This window comes from Microbacterium sp. B19(2022) (assembly GCF_012030385.1).
GTDB classification, from domain to species: Bacteria; Actinomycetota; Actinomycetes; order Actinomycetales; family Microbacteriaceae; genus Microbacterium; species Microbacterium oxydans_B.
The window spans coordinates 81,651-95,197 of the sequence record NZ_JAAUVO010000011.1; the positions used below are offsets into that span (position 1 = coordinate 81,651).

Annotated in this window: 11 protein-coding genes; 3 read left to right on the forward strand and 8 right to left on the reverse strand. The window is 70.1% G+C overall.

The genetic code is table 11. The features are described from left to right. The first annotated feature begins 40 nt into the window (after positions 1-40). Both HCX50_RS20185 and HCX50_RS11825 read left to right on the forward strand, forming a co-directional pair. A complete protein-coding gene (locus tag HCX50_RS20185; RefSeq protein WP_205829054.1) occupies positions 41-1,705 on the forward strand; it encodes a helix-turn-helix domain-containing protein in 1,665 nt (554 codons plus the stop codon). A 218-nt stretch (positions 1,706-1,923) separates the two neighbouring features. Beyond that, positions 1,924-2,385, forward strand: coding sequence for an Lrp/AsnC family transcriptional regulator (locus tag HCX50_RS11825; RefSeq protein WP_091031302.1), 462 nt, complete (start codon positions 1,924-1,926; stop codon positions 2,383-2,385). A 17-nt stretch (positions 2,386-2,402) separates the two neighbouring features. Here HCX50_RS11825 and HCX50_RS11830 read toward each other — a convergent pair whose 3' ends face one another. Genes HCX50_RS11830 through rsmA form a run of 3 tightly spaced genes read right to left on the reverse strand, consistent with a single transcriptional unit; the run spans position 2,403 to position 5,267 of the window. Further along, complete coding sequence (locus HCX50_RS11830; protein WP_167634519.1) at positions 2,403-3,335, reverse strand: 4-(cytidine 5'-diphospho)-2-C-methyl-D-erythritol kinase; 933 nt, start codon at positions 3,333-3,335, stop codon at positions 2,403-2,405. Positions 3,336-3,342: 7 nt separating this feature from the next. Further along, positions 3,343-4,410, reverse strand: coding sequence for an L-glyceraldehyde 3-phosphate reductase (mgrA, locus tag HCX50_RS11835; protein ID WP_091031052.1), 1,068 nt, complete (start codon positions 4,408-4,410; stop codon positions 3,343-3,345). Beyond that, positions 4,407-5,267 (reverse strand): 16S rRNA (adenine(1518)-N(6)/adenine(1519)-N(6))-dimethyltransferase RsmA, encoded by an 861-nt coding sequence (rsmA, locus tag HCX50_RS11840; RefSeq protein ID WP_091031054.1) that lies wholly within the window; start codon positions 5,265-5,267, stop codon positions 4,407-4,409. The genes mgrA and rsmA overlap by 4 nt, the downstream gene beginning before the upstream one ends. Before the next feature lie 67 nt (positions 5,268-5,334). On the opposite strand from rsmA, the gene HCX50_RS11845 reads away from it, so the two are divergent. After that, positions 5,335-6,600 (forward strand): MFS transporter, encoded by a 1,266-nt coding sequence (locus HCX50_RS11845; protein ID WP_244175910.1) that lies wholly within the window; start codon positions 5,335-5,337, stop codon positions 6,598-6,600. On the opposite strand, the gene HCX50_RS11850 is transcribed toward HCX50_RS11845, so the two are convergent. The 5 genes from HCX50_RS11850 to HCX50_RS11870 are packed head-to-tail and all read right to left on the reverse strand — an operon-like array spanning position 6,579 to position 13,546. Beyond that, a complete protein-coding gene (locus HCX50_RS11850; protein ID WP_091031057.1) occupies positions 6,579-7,457 on the reverse strand; it encodes a TatD family hydrolase in 879 nt (292 codons plus the stop codon). The two genes, HCX50_RS11845 and HCX50_RS11850, sit on opposite strands and share 22 nt — an antisense overlap. A 3-nt stretch (positions 7,458-7,460) precedes the next feature. Then, a complete protein-coding gene (gene metG, locus HCX50_RS11855; protein ID WP_091031060.1) occupies positions 7,461-9,038 on the reverse strand; it encodes a methionine--tRNA ligase in 1,578 nt (525 codons plus the stop codon). Positions 9,039-9,077: 39 nt separating this feature from the next. Further along, positions 9,078-10,619: a molybdopterin-dependent oxidoreductase gene (locus HCX50_RS11860; RefSeq protein ID WP_237682464.1), complete on the reverse strand. Its 1,542-nt coding sequence runs from the start codon at positions 10,617-10,619 to the stop codon at positions 9,078-9,080. 22 nt (positions 10,620-10,641) lie between these two features. Further along, positions 10,642-11,811: a family 1 glycosylhydrolase gene (locus HCX50_RS11865; protein WP_167634520.1), complete on the reverse strand. Its 1,170-nt coding sequence runs from the start codon at positions 11,809-11,811 to the stop codon at positions 10,642-10,644. Between the two features lie 34 nt (positions 11,812-11,845). After that, entirely contained in the window at positions 11,846-13,546 is a 1,701-nt protein-coding gene (locus tag HCX50_RS11870) for an ABC transporter ATP-binding protein (RefSeq protein ID WP_167634551.1), read from the reverse strand. Position 13,547 lies beyond the last annotated feature (1 nt).

Consider the following 13,547-nt stretch of genomic DNA (forward strand, 5'->3'; position numbering starts at 1 on the left):
CCGGTGGTCGCCCCCTAGCCTGGGCCCTGTGCTCATGTCCGTGACGACAAGGCCCCGCGCCAGCCTCGGCCGGGTCATCGAAGACCTCGGCAACACCCTGCTCGAGGTGGTCAGCGGCGCGGCCGACGACGACGCCGAGATCGAGACCGTCGTCATCCACGACGTCCTCGACGATGCGATGCCGATGCGAGGCGCGCTCGTCCTGGGCGTCGGCTTGAGCGATCCGGATGAGATCGCGGAGCTGCTCCGGGTGCTCGCCGCGCAGCAGGCCTGCGCCCTGGTGCTGCGTGCGCCGGTGCGAGCCGAGCTGCCGGTGCGCGAAGCATCCGAGGCGTCCGGCATCCCCGTGCTCGCCCTCACCCGCGGCGCCTCCTGGGCGCAGCTGGCGGCGATGCTGCGCTCGTTGATCGCCGAGGGCGACGTCGGCGAACAGGGGGCCACGACACTCGGCGGGATGCCGTCCGGCGACCTCTTCGCCCTCGCCAACGCGATCGCCACCCTGCTGAACGCGCCGGTCACGATCGAGGACCGCAACTCCCGCGTCGTCGCCTTCTCCGGACGCCAGCACGAGGCCGATCCCGCCCGCATCGAGACGGTGCTCGGGCGGCAGGTGCCTGAGCGGTTCGCACGTCAGCTCGAGGAGCGCGGCGTCTTCCAGGAGCTCTACCGCAGCGTCGACCCGATCGACGTCGGCCCCGTGAACAACACCGAAGGACTCCCCTCGTTCCCGCGCGTGGCGCTCGCCGTCCGCGCCGGCGACGAGATCCTCGGCTCCATCTGGGCGGCCGTGCAAGAGCCGCTGTCCCCCGATCGCGTGCGGGCGCTCAAGGACTCCGCCGGGCTGGTCGCTCTGCACATGCTGCGGCTGCGTGCCGGCGCCGACGTCGAGCGCCGACTGCGCGCCGACCTGCTCGCCACGATCCTCGAGGGCGGCCCCGGAGCGGCGGATGCCACCGCTCGGCTGCGTCTCAGCGATCATCGCTGCGTCGTGCTCGCGCTGTCCGCCGCGGAAGACGTCGACGACGAACCGTCCGCCGGCGCCCGCGGTGTGGCCGAGCGGCAACGGATCGCCGATGCCTTCGCCGTGCACCTGGGCGCCGTCTACCTCCGTTCGGCTGTCGCCATGATCGGCAACGTCGTGTACGCGGTCGTCGGCATCCGACCGGAGCATTCCGACGCCGAGGCGGGCGCGGAGCACCCCGACGCCGACAGCCGCGCCGCCCGCGTCGCGACCGACTTCCTGGGCCGGCTCGGCGCAGCACGCGAGATCCGCATCGGCGTCGGCACCGTCGCAGAGGGCGCGGCGGGCATCCCCGCATCGCGCGCGAATGCCGACCGCGCCCTCCGAGTGGTCCGCCAGGCGCCGTCGCACGAGCCCGTCGCCCGCTTCACGGCGGTGCAGATGGAGGCCCTGCTCGTCGAGCTCGGGGATCTCGTGCGCTCCCGTGGCGACCAACCCACCGGTCCCGTCGCTCAGCTGCTGGCGCAGGACCGGGAGAAGGGCACGCACCTGGTGGAGACGCTGCGGGCCTGGCTGGATGCGTTCGGCGATGTGGCCGTGGCCGCGGCGCGCGTCTACACCCACCCCAACACGTTCCGTTACCGGCTGCGCCGGCTGTCGGAGATCAGCGGACTCGATCTGACCGACCCCGAGGCCCGGTTCTCGGCCATGGTGCAGCTGCGACTGCTGCTCCCTCGGGACTGATATCCGATCGACGGCTGAGGCTCGTGGCCGGTCGCCGTCGCCACCCGGCGTGTGCGGCTTGTGGCCTTCCGTCGAGTGCGCGTGATGCCCGCTCGTGGCCGGCATTCTGCGTATCTGACAGATATCTCACCACGAGACGCGCATTCAGACCATAGAGTGATTTCTGATTGATCGATCCGATCAATCCTGACCCCGCGAGAAAGGCGATGGTGATCGAAATGGCCAACCTCGACGAGACCGACCGGAGAATCCTCGGAGTGCTCGACACCGACCCCCGCCGCCCGGTCGCCCTGATCGCCCAGGATCTGGGCCTCGCCCGCGGCACCGTGCACGCCCGGCTCGACCGCCTCGAATCCGGCGGGTATCTGCGCGCCCACAGCGCGCGCATCCTCCCGCAGGCGCTGGGACGCGGCGTCGCGGCCTCGATCCTCGTCGAGCTCGATCAGCACCAGATCACCGCCGCGATCGATGCGCTCAGCCGGGTCCCCGAAGTGCTGGAGTGCTTCGCCCCCGCCGGCGACACCGACCTGCTGCTGCGCGTCGTGGCCAAGGACCCCGACGACCTCTACCGCGTGGCTGAGGTCGTGCGCCTCTGCCCCGGCATCCTCCGCACCTCGACGAGCCTGTTCCTCCGCGAGGTCATCCCCTACCGGGTGAGTGCGTTGTTGCAGGCGGGGTGAGGCGCGGGAAGCGGGTGTCAGCCGATGATGCGCGCACCCGGCACGGGGCCGTGCACGTGGAGCGGGTCGAGGCCGATCTCGCGCAGGGAGGACTGCACGTCCTGCGCCGTCTCAGGGTCGGGGCAGAGTAGGGCGACGGTGGGACCGGAGCCCGACACGATCCCCTGCAGCGCACCCGCCGCGACGCCCTGTCGGATGGTGTCGGCGAGGTCGGGGCGCTCGAACAGCGCGGCGGCCTGCAGGTCGTTGAACAGGGTCTCGGCGAGCTGGGCGGGATCGCCCGTCCGCAGCGCCTGCAGCACCGGGATCGGCACGTCGAGCGACAGCGGCGGGTCGTCGGCGAGGGCGCCCTCCTCCTCGCGCAGGATGTCGAGGCGTTCGTAGACGACGGGCGTCGAGAGTCCCTTGTCGCTCGGCACCAGGATCCAGTCGAAGCGCCCGCGTGCGAGCGCCGGATTGAGCTGATCGCCGCGACCGGTGCCGACCGCGGTGCCGCCGTGCAGGGCGAACGGCACGTCGGCGCCGAGACGGGCGGCGAGGTCGTGCAGCCGGGCCTGCGAGAGCCCGGTCCCCCACAGCGCGTCGCACGCGACCAGAGCGGCAGCGGCATCCGCCGACCCTCCACCCATGCCGCCGGCGACGGGAACGCTCTTGCGGATCTCGAGCGCGACGCCGCCCTGGTGGTCGACAGCGAGTGCGAGCAGCTTGGCGGCGCGCATCGCCAGGTTGCGGTCGTCGAGCGGGACCGAGCCGATGTCCTCGACGCCTGCGACCGTGACCGAGAAGTCGTCGGCCGGGCGGGCGATCACGTCTTCATACAGCGAGACCGCCTGGAAGACCGTCGCCAACGCGTGATAGCCGTCGTCGTGCTTGCCGCCGACCCCGAGGTAGACGTTGATCTTCCCCGGGGCGCGCACGTGCACGGAGTCGGTGAACGCGGCGTGGCTCATGATCGGATCACAGCTCCGAGGACTTCGCCCACAGGTTCACGTCGATCGCCCCGGCGAGCTCGTCGATGCGGGTCAGCTCCTCCGCGGTGAAGTCGGGGCCGTTGACGGCGGCGATGTTCTCGTCGAGCTGCTCCGGGCGCGAGGCGCCGATCAGCGCGGACGCGACGACCGGGTTGCGCAGCGTCCACTGCAGCGCCAGCTGCGCGAGCGACTGTCCACGGCTCTGCGCGACCTCGTTCAGCGATCGCAGGGTCTGTACGGCCTCATCCGTGAGTCGCCCATCCGGCAGCGAGCCGCGCTTCTGGGCGCGCTCGGCCGTGCCGTCGCCGAGGTACTTGTCGGTGAGCAGCCCCTGCGCGAGCGGGGTGAAGGCGATCGCGCCCAGGCCCGACTGCTCGAGGGTGTCGGTCAGACCGTCTTCGACCCAGCGGTTCAGGATCGAGTACGCCGGCTGGTGGATGACCAAGGGCGTGCCGAGGTCCTTGGCGACGGCGACGGCCTCGGCCGTGCGCTCGGCGCTGTACGAGGAGATGCCGACGTAGAGGGCCTTGCCCTGGCGCACGAGCGTATCGAGCGCACCGACGGTCTCCTCGATCGGAGTGACCGGGTCGACGCGGTGCGAGTAGAAGATGTCGACGTAGTCGAGGCCCATGCGGGTCAGCGACTGCTCGGCGCTCGCGAGGATGTACTTGCGGCTCGCGAAGTCGCCGTAGGGGCCGGGCCACATGTCCCAGCCGGCCTTCGACGAGATGATCAGCTCGTCGCGGTACGGGCGGAGGTCCTCGGCGAAGATGCGTCCGAAGTTCTTCTCGGCCGAGCCGTAGGGCGGGCCGTAGTTGTTCGCCAGGTCGAAGTGCGTGATGCCGCGGTCGAACGCGTGGCGCAGCAGTGCGCGCTGGTTGTCGAGCGGGATGTTGTCGCCGAAGTTCCACCACAGCCCGAGCGAGATCGGGGGCAGATACAGACCGGACGTGCCGACCTGGCGGTAGGCGAACTGCTGATAGCGGCTCTCGTCCGCCGCGTACGGGCGGTGCAGCTCGGGGACATCGGGGCGGAAGCGCGGGGAGTCGGTCACGGTGCCAGATTAGTCCCTGGTGCATGCTGCGCGATGCGCTGGTAGTCCTCGACCGTGAGGTCTTCGCCGCGGGCCGTGGGGGCGACGCCGGCGGCGATCAGCACCTCGGACGCCACCGCTGAGCTGCCGAAGATCCCCGACAGTGCCTGGCGGAGCATCTTGCGGCGCTGGTTGAACGCGGCATCCACGATCTTGAACGTGCGGCGACGCTCGTCCTCGGTGCCGCGCTCCCCCTCGGAGCGGTCGAAGCCCACGAGCAGGCTGTCGACGTTCGGCACCGGCCAGAACACCTGGCGCGAGACGTTCCCGGAGAGCTTCCACTCCCCGTACCAGGCAGCCTTGACGCTGGGCGAGCCGTAGATCTTCGACCCCGGCTTCGCGGCCAGACGCTCGGCGACCTCGGCCTGCACCATCACCACACCGCGCTGCAGGTAGGCGAAGTTCTCGAGGAAGTGCAGCAGCACCGGCACCGAGACGTTGTAGGGCAGGTTCGCGACCAGCACCGTGGGCTCGCCCGGCAGCTCGGTGATGCGCAGCGCATCCGCATCGACGACGGTGAGCCGGTCGGCCTCGACGCCGTGCTCGGCGGCGGTCTGCGCGAGCCGAGCCGCGAGACGGTGGTCGATCTCGACGGCCGTGACGGATGCCCCGGTCTCGAGGATCGCCAGGGTCAGGGAACCCAGCCCCGGACCGACCTCGACCACACGCTCGTGCGGTTGCACACGGGCCGCCTGCACGATCTTGCGGACGGTGTTCGCGTCGGTGACGAAGTTCTGGCCGAGCTTCTTGGTCGGAGTGACGTCGAGCTCGGCGGCGAGTCGGCGGATCTCGGAGGCGCCGAGCAGGGTGACGGTCATCCTGCCATTGTCCCCTACTCTCCCGGTGTCCCCCGCCGATGTCCCCCGCCGTCAGTAGTCTTCTCTGGTGCCTTCCCTCGGTGAACTCGTCGCGCCCCGCCGCATGGGCCGCGACTTCCGCTGGCTCCTCGCCTCGTCGTGGACCAGCAACATCGGCGACGGCGTGGCACTCGCGGCCGCTCCCCTGCTGATCGCGTCGATGACCTCGTCGCCGATCCTGGTGGCATCCGGCGCGATCCTGCAGTTCCTCCCGTGGCTGCTGTTCGGGCTGCACGCGGGTGCGATCGCCGACCGCTTCGACCGCCGCCGCCTGGTCATGTTCGCCAACGCCGCGCGGGCCGTGGTCCTCCTCGCCCTGTGCGTGTTCCTCGTGACGGGCGTCGCGAACATCTGGATCGTGCTCGCGGTGGCCTTCCTCTACGGCACGGCCGAGGTCTTCGTCGACACGGCGGGCAGCACGCTGCTGCCGATGCTGGTGAAGCCCGCCGACCTCGGCATCGGCAACGCCCGCCTGCAGGCCGGATACCTCGTCGCGAATCAGTTCGCCGGGCCGCCGCTGGGCGCCTTCCTGTTCGCCGCGGGCACCGCCTGGCCGTTCCTGCTCGAGGTCGTGTGCGTGAGCTTCGCGGTCGTGCTCATCTCGCGCATGGCGAAGACGCCCGTCCCTCCTCGCGAGACCGACACGCATCCGCCCGTGCACACCGACATCGCCGAGGGCATCCGCTGGCTGTGGCGCAATCCCCCGGTGCGCATGCTGGTGCTCATCATCCTGGTCTTCAACATCACCTGGGCCGCCCCCTGGGGCGTGCTCGTGCTCTACGCCACCGAGCACCTGCACATGGGCGCGGTCGGCTACGGAGCGCTCACCACGGCATCCGCGGCGGGCGGCATCCTCGCCACGCTCAGCTTCGGCTGGCTGGAGCGGCACGTGTCGTTCGCGACCCTGATGCGGGTGGTGCTCTCGCTCGAGGTGCTCATGCACCTGTCGTTCGCGCTCACCACCACGGGCTGGGTGGCGCTGATCATCATGTTCTTCTTCGGCGCCTACGCGTTCGTGTGGGGCACGATCTCCACGACCGTGCGGCAGCGGCTGGTCCCCGCCGAGCTGCAGGGGCGCGTGGCCTCGGTGAACATGGTCGGGGTGTTCGGCGGCATGGTCGTCGGCCAGGCGCTCGGCGGCGTGATCGCCCAGGTCTGGGGCCTCACGGCACCGTGGTGGTTCGCGTTCGTGGGCGCGGCCCTCACGCTGCTGCTGGTGTGGAAGCCGATCTCGCAGATCGTGTCGGCGAAGCCCGTCGCCGATCCGGAGAGTCAGTCGGCGAACGAGCCGTAGACCCGCAGGGTGTTCTCGGCCAGCTGGGCGCACAGCTCATCGACCTCGATACCGAGCTCGGCCGCCATGAAGCGCACCGTGATCGGCACGAGGTAGGGCGCATTCGGACGACCCCGCAGCGGCACCGGAGTGAGGAACGGCGCGTCCGTCTCGACCAGGATGCGATCGAGCGGGGTGACCTTCAGCGCATCCCGCAGGTTCTGGGCGTTCTTGAACGTCACGTTTCCCGCAAACGACAGGTGGTACCCCGCATCGGCGCAGACGCGCGCCATGGCGTCGTCGCCCGAGAAGCAGTGGAACACCGTACGTTCGGGGGCGCCGACGCGGGTCAGGGTCTCCAGCACCGCATCGTGCGCGTCGCGGTCGTGGATCTGCATGGCGATGCCGTGCTTCTTCGCCAGCGCGATGTGCGCCTCGAACGAGGCGAACTGCGGCGCCTGCCGCTCGGGCTCGGTGCGGAAGAAGTCGAGCCCCGTCTCGCCGATCGCCCGGGTGCGCGGGTGGGCGGCGAGTTCGTCGATCACCGCGAGAGCCTCATCGAGGCGGCCCTCCTCCGCATAGGTCGGCGCGTCGTTCGGGTGGATGGCGACGGCGGCGAGCACGCGCGGATCGGATGCTGCGGCCTCGACCGCCCACCGCGACGACTCGATGTCGCCCGACGCCTGCACGACGCCGGCGATGCCCACCGCCGCCGCCCGATCGAGCTGCTCGGTCAGCGACAGCGGGTCATCACCGTCGACGATCTCCAGGTGCGCGTGGTTGTCGTACACCGGGACCGTGAGCGGCTCGGGGGCCGCCGGATACTTCAGATCCTTGCGTCCGTCGCCGTCACGGCGCTGCACATACGTCCCCGACATGGCTCAGGCCGCGGCCTCCACCCGGGGGAACAGCGGTGCGAGACCGTTGACGCTGGTGCCGGGGCGCAGCACGCCCCAGGCTCCGGCCTCGCGGATCGGCTGGTCCTGCAGACGGCCCAGGGTCTCGGCGGCACCGAGTGCGACCCAGAGCTTCTCGGTCGACTGCGGCATCACCGGCGACAGCAGCACGGCGAGCGCGCGCAGTCCCTCGGCGCAGGTGTACAGCACGGTGCCGAGGCGCGCGCGCTGAGCCTCGTCGCGGGCCAGGGCCCACGGCTCGTTCTCGGTGATGTAGCCGTTGAGCGCGTCGACGATCGTCCAGATCGACGAGATGGCCTCGTCGATGCGGAACTGCGCGACCGCGGCATCCGCGTTCGACGCCGCATCCGCCACGATCTTCTGGATCGCGAGATCCTTCTCGGTGTATTCGGCCGCGGGCGGCACCACGCCTTCGAAGTACTTCTCGATCATCGCCGTGGTGCGCGAGGCGAGGTTGCCGAAGCCGTTCGCGAGCTCGGCCTGGTAGCGAGCCGACAGGTCTTCCCACGAGAACGACCCGTCCTGACCGAACGCGATCGCGGAGAGGAAGTAGAAGCGGTACGCGTCGGAGCCGAACACGTCGGTGATCTCGGTCGGCGCGATGCCGGTGAGCTTCGACTTCGACATCTTCTCGCCGCCGACCAGCAGCCAGCCGTGCGCGAAGACGCCCTGGGGCACCTCGAGGCCGGCGGCCATCAGGAGGGCGGGCCAGATCACCGCGTGGAAGCGCAGGATGTCCTTGCCCACCACGTGGTACGCGGGCCAACGGCGCTCGAACGTCTCGTCGTCGGAGCCGTAGCCGACGGCCGTGGCGTAGTTGAGCAGGGCGTCGACCCACACGTAGATGACGTGCGACTCGTCCCACGGCAGCGGGATGCCCCAGTCGAAGGTCGAACGCGAGATCGACAGATCCTTCAGGCCCTGGCTCACGAACGACACGACCTCGTTGCGCGCGGAATCCGGGCGCACGAAATCGGGCTGCGTCTTGTAGAGCTCGAGCAGACGATCCTGGAACTCGCTCAGCTTGAAGAAGTAGTTCTTCTCCTGCAGCAGCTCCAGCGGCTTCGAGTGGATGGCGCAGACCTTCAGCCCCTCGAAGGGACCGGTGCCGTCGACGATCTCCGACTCGGGCTTGAACTCCTCGCAGCCCACACAGTAGAGCGCCTCGTACTCGCCGGCGTAGATGTAGCCGCGGTCGTAGAGCCGCTGGAAGAACGTCTGCACGTTCGTCTCGTGGCGCTCCTGCGTGGTGCGGATGAAGTCGTCGTTGGCGACGTCGAGCGTCGTCAGCAGCGGGAACCAGCTCTCGGTGACGAGCTTGTCGACCCACTCCTGCGGCGTCACGTTGTTGGCCGCCGCGGCGCGCAGCATCTTCTGGCCGTGCTCATCGGTGCCGGTGAGCATCCAGGTGTCATCCCCCGCCTGGCGGTGCCACCGTGCGAGCGTGTCGACGGCCACCGTCGTGTACCCGTGACCGATGTGCGGCACGTCGGAGGGGTAGTAGATGGGCGTGGTGATGTAGAAGGATTCGCCTGCGGGCATGGAGCAATTCTAGGTGTCCGGGCACCGGAGGTTACGCGCTCAGGCCACCGAGACGTCGATGCGGTGCCATCCCTGCGCGCCGTCGGGTGCCGGCGGCGCCGGATCCGATGTCTGGGTCTCCCCCTCGACACTGAGCGCCCGGCATTCGACGGTGTGCGATCCGCTCTCCGCGGTCCACGCCAGACTCCACTGCACCCACGTGTCGGCCGAGATCGCGGTTGCGAGCTCGGCCCGCTGCCACGGCCCGTCGTCGATGCGCACCTCGACCCCGGCGATGCCGACCTGCTGCTGCCACGCCATCCCCGCGATCACGGTGTCTCCGGCCGGAACGGACTGGCCTCGACGCGGCACGTCGATGCGGGACTGCAGCTTGATCGGGCCGCGCTCGGACCATCCCCGTGTGGTCCAGTACGCGGTGGCCCGGTCGAAACGGGTGACCTCCAGCTGCGTGACCCACTTCGTGGCGGACACGTATCCGTACAGCCCGGGGACCACGAGTCGCGCCGGGAACCCGTGTTCGATCGGCAACGGCTCGCCGTTCATGCCGACGGCCAGCAGCGCGTCGCGGTCGTCGGTGAGCGCCTCGATCGGAGTGGATGCCGTGAAGCCGTCGGACGAGGTCGACAGCACCATGTCGGCGTCGGGGTCCACACCCGCGCGCGCGAGCAGCTCGCGCACCGGAACGCCCAGCCAGCGGGCGTTGCCGATCAGCGATCCGCCGACCTCGTTCGACACGCACGCGAGAGTGACGTCGGACTCCTGCATCGGCAGCGCGACCAGCTCGTCCCACGTGAGGCGCACCTCGCGGTCGACCATCCCGTGGATGCGCAGCGACCAATCGGCCGGGTCGATCCGAGGCACGATCAGTGCGGTGTCGATGCGGTAGAACTCGGCGTTCGGGGTGACGACGGGAGCGAGGCCGGGGATCTCCAGGTCGGCGCCGGCAGGGACCGGCGCCGCCGCTCGCGCCGGCTTGGGCAGCCGCAGCGCGTCACGGACCACCTCGATCGAGCGGCTCGCCCCACGTGCGACGTTCCCGACGATCAGGAGCACGAGTCCGGCGGCCGCGGCACCGGTCGTCCAGATCAGGAACCGGCGCCGGTCGATCTCGTCGGGGGTGATTCCGGCGACGGGCCGGAGCCGCTGCACCAGCATCCGCACGACGATCACCGCGACGAGACCGGCGACGAGGCCGGGGAGCCAGGCGAACGGCCCCGCACCGGGGCGGATCATCGCGGCCACGACGGCGAGCGCGCCGAGGGCGGCGAGGATCACGGCCCCGATCGGAGGGCGCCGCAGCTCCAGGACGCCGGCGAGCGCCGCGACGACCGCGAGGACGATGGCGACCCCCACGATCAGGGCCACCTTGTCGCCGGTGCCGAACAGCGCGATGGCCGCGTCTTTCGCCCAGCTCGGCGCGAGATCGATGAGTCCGCTGCCGATCACGGCGAACGGGCTCGCACTCGGCTCCACGATCGCCGCGACGAGTTCGGCCAGGCCGACCGCGACGACGGCCGCGCTCAGGCCCGCGGCTGCGGATCGGATCCGGTCCTGCCGCGTCGCGGGCATCGCGTGCGTCATGACCTGAGCGTAGCCCCCGAAGTCAGAGCGCGTTGCGGCGCGCGACCTCACCGAGCCAGGCCAGCGAGGGCTTCGGGGTGCGCACGAACGTCTCGCGGTCGAAGCCGATCAGCCCGAAGGTGGGGGCGAAGCCGCTGGCCCACTCGTAGTTGTCCAGCGCGCTCCAGTGCTGGTACGCCCGCACGTCGATGCCGTCGGAGATCGCGCGGTGCAGTCCCTCGAGCGCACCCTGCGTGTAGGCGATGCGACGGGTGTCGTCGGAGGTCGCGATACCGTTCTCGGTCACGAGCACGGGCACGCCGCCACTGCGCTCCCACGCGCTGCGCACGCCGAGCTCGAGCGCCTCGGGGAAGAACTCCCAGCCGGTGAGCGTGGTCTCCACGTCGGACGACACCGGGAGCGGACCCTCCGGCCCGATGAACGTGCGCGTGTACGCCTGCACGCCCACGAAGTCGTCGCCGGCCGACTGATCCAAGTACCAGTGGTCGCGCGGGTCGCCGTACTCGGCCAGCATCTCGTCGGCACCCGGCTCACCGGTGGAGTGGAACGCCTGCGTGGCGATGGTCCAGCCGGCCTTGACCCCGGGCACCGAGTGCAGGATCTCGGAGGCGCGGTGGTGCGCATCGAGCAGGGTGTCGGCCACGGCGAGGTCGGGGTTCGGGAGGCCGAACGCCACGAGGTTCGCGGCATCCTCTCCCCCGGCCAGCATCGCGGCGATGTTCGGCTCGTTGATGGTGCAGACGTACTCGACGCCGTCGAGGATCGGCAGCACGGTCTCGACGTAGCGGGCGAACAGGTCGACCGCGTCGTCGGCACGCCAGAAACCATCCTTCTGGAACCACTGCGGCACCGTGAAGTGCATGAGCGTGACCGTCGGGTCGAGCCCGTTCTCGCGCGCCGTGTCGATCATGCGGCGGTAGTGGTCGAGCATGGCCCGGGAGACGAAGCCGCGCTCGGGCTCGATCCGCGCCCACTCCACCGAGAACCGGTAGGAGTTCAGCCCGGCGGCGGCCAGCAGCCGCATGTCTTCCGGGTAGCGGTGGAAGTGGTCGGCGGCGTCACCGGAGGGCTCGACCATGGGCGAGCCGGGCGCGTGTTCCATCGCCCACCAGTTGCTCGTGGTGTTGTTGCCCTCCACCTGGTGGGCTGCTGTCGCGGCGCCCCACAGGAAGCCGTCGGGGAATGCGAGCACGAATGCTCTCCTCTCTCTGTGATGAAGTCGTGGGTCAGCGAAGTCGCGCGGGGTTGGGCACGGCATCCAGCAGCTGGATCGTGTACGGGTCCTCCGGATGCTGCAGCACCTCGGCGGTCTCGCCGCGCTCGACGACCCGGCCGCCGTTGAGCACCAGGATGTTCTGGGTCACCAGTCGCGCGCTCAGCAGGTCGTGCGTGATGTAGAGCATGCTGATGCCCCATCGCTCGCGCAGATCCTCCAGCAGCGCCAGCACACCCGCACGGAGCGAGACGTCGAGCATCGAGACCGGCTCGTCGGCGATGAGCACCTGTGGGTCGCTCGCGAGCGCCCTGGCGATCACGACGCGCTGCCGCTGCCCACCCGAGAGCTGATGCGGCAGCTTCGCCGCGAACTGCTCGACGGGGGTGAGGCCCACGGTCTCGAGCAGCTCGAGCACCCGCGCCCTGGCTTCCGGCCCGCGCAGCTTCGTGTAGTTCATGACCGGGCGCGTCAGGGCGTACTCGACCGTGTGCAGCGGGTTCAGCGCCGCATACGGGTCTTGGAACACCATCTGCACGTCCTTGCGCAGGTCGCGCAGACCGCGGCGCTTGAGGGTCGCCACATCGACATCGCCGAAGCGGACCGTGCCGGAGGTCGGCTTCTCGACACCGGTGAGCATCTTGGCGATGGTCGACTTGCCCGAGCCCGAGGCGCCGACGAGCGCGAGCGCCTCCCCCGGTTCCAGCCGGAACGACACGTCGTCGACGGCCGTCACGGCATCCTGTCCGCGGCGCGGGGCCGGGTAGTGCTTCGACACCCCGTCGACCACGATCGCCGCATCCGCGCGACGCGCATCACGCGATGACACGGTCGGCAGCGTCTCGGTGACGTCGGTGCGCGAGCGGCCTTCACTGCGCCGCGTGCCGAGATCGACGAAGCCGGGGATCGACAGGGTTTTCGCCCGCGGGTCCGCGTAGTGGCTGAGCAGCATCCGCGTGTACTCGTCTTTCGGCCGCTGCAGGATGTCGATACTCGGCGCGTCTTCGACGATGCGCCCCTCGTGCATCACCATCACCCGGTCGGTGGCCTCGAGCACGATGCCGAGGTCATGGCTGATGAGGATGGCCGTGAACTGCTCGGCCCGCTGCAGCTCCTTGATCGTGTCCATCACGGCGTGCTGCACGAGCACGTCGAGCGCGGTGGTCGGCTCGTCGAAGACCATGAGCTGCGGCTCCAGCGAGAGCGCGATCGCGATCGAGGCGCGCTGGCGCATACCGCCGGAGAGCTCCCCGGGGTAGCGGGCGAGCACCGAGGCGTCGAGGCCGACCTTGCCGATGAGCTCGCGGGCCCGGGCATCCCGGTCGCCCTTGGGCACGTGGCCGTGGGCGGCGAAGATGTCGCGGAAGTGGTTACCCACAGTGCGCACCGGGTTCAGTGCGTTCATGCCCGACTGCAGCACCATCGCGAACCCGCCCTGGCGCTGACGACGCAGCTCCTCGGCATCCAGCTCGCGGATGTCGCGCCCGCCGAAGAGGATGCGGCCTCCGCTAATGCGCGCCGGCGGCTTCTGCAGCCGCGTCAACGCGAAGCCGAGCGTCGACTTGCCCGATCCCGACTCGCCGACCAGTCCGACGAACTCGCCGCGGCGCAGCGAGAACGAGACATCGTGGACCGCGGCGACCGGCGTCGCCCCGGGTGAGGCGTATTCGACCGAGAGGGAGTCGACCTCCAGCAGCACATCATTCGTGTTCATG

Coding starts and splice junctions, on each gene's coding strand:
- HCX50_RS11825 (WP_091031302.1), top strand. CDS start 1,924: ATGGCCAACCTCGACGAGACCGACCGGAGAATCCTCGGAGTGCTCGAC.
- HCX50_RS11830 (WP_167634519.1), bottom strand. CDS start 3,335: ATGAGCCACGCCGCGTTCACCGACTCCGTGCACGTGCGCGCCCCGGGG.
- rsmA (WP_091031054.1), bottom strand. CDS start 5,267: ATGACCGTCACCCTGCTCGGCGCCTCCGAGATCCGCCGACTCGCCGCC.
- HCX50_RS11850 (WP_091031057.1), bottom strand. CDS start 7,457: ATGTCGGGGACGTATGTGCAGCGCCGTGACGGCGACGGACGCAAGGAT.
- metG (WP_091031060.1), bottom strand. CDS start 9,038: ATGCCCGCAGGCGAATCCTTCTACATCACCACGCCCATCTACTACCCC.
- HCX50_RS11860 (WP_237682464.1), bottom strand. CDS start 10,619: ATGACGCACGCGATGCCCGCGACGCGGCAGGACCGGATCCGATCCGCA.
- HCX50_RS11870 (WP_167634551.1), bottom strand. CDS start 13,546: ATGAACACGAATGATGTGCTGCTGGAGGTCGACTCCCTCTCGGTCGAA.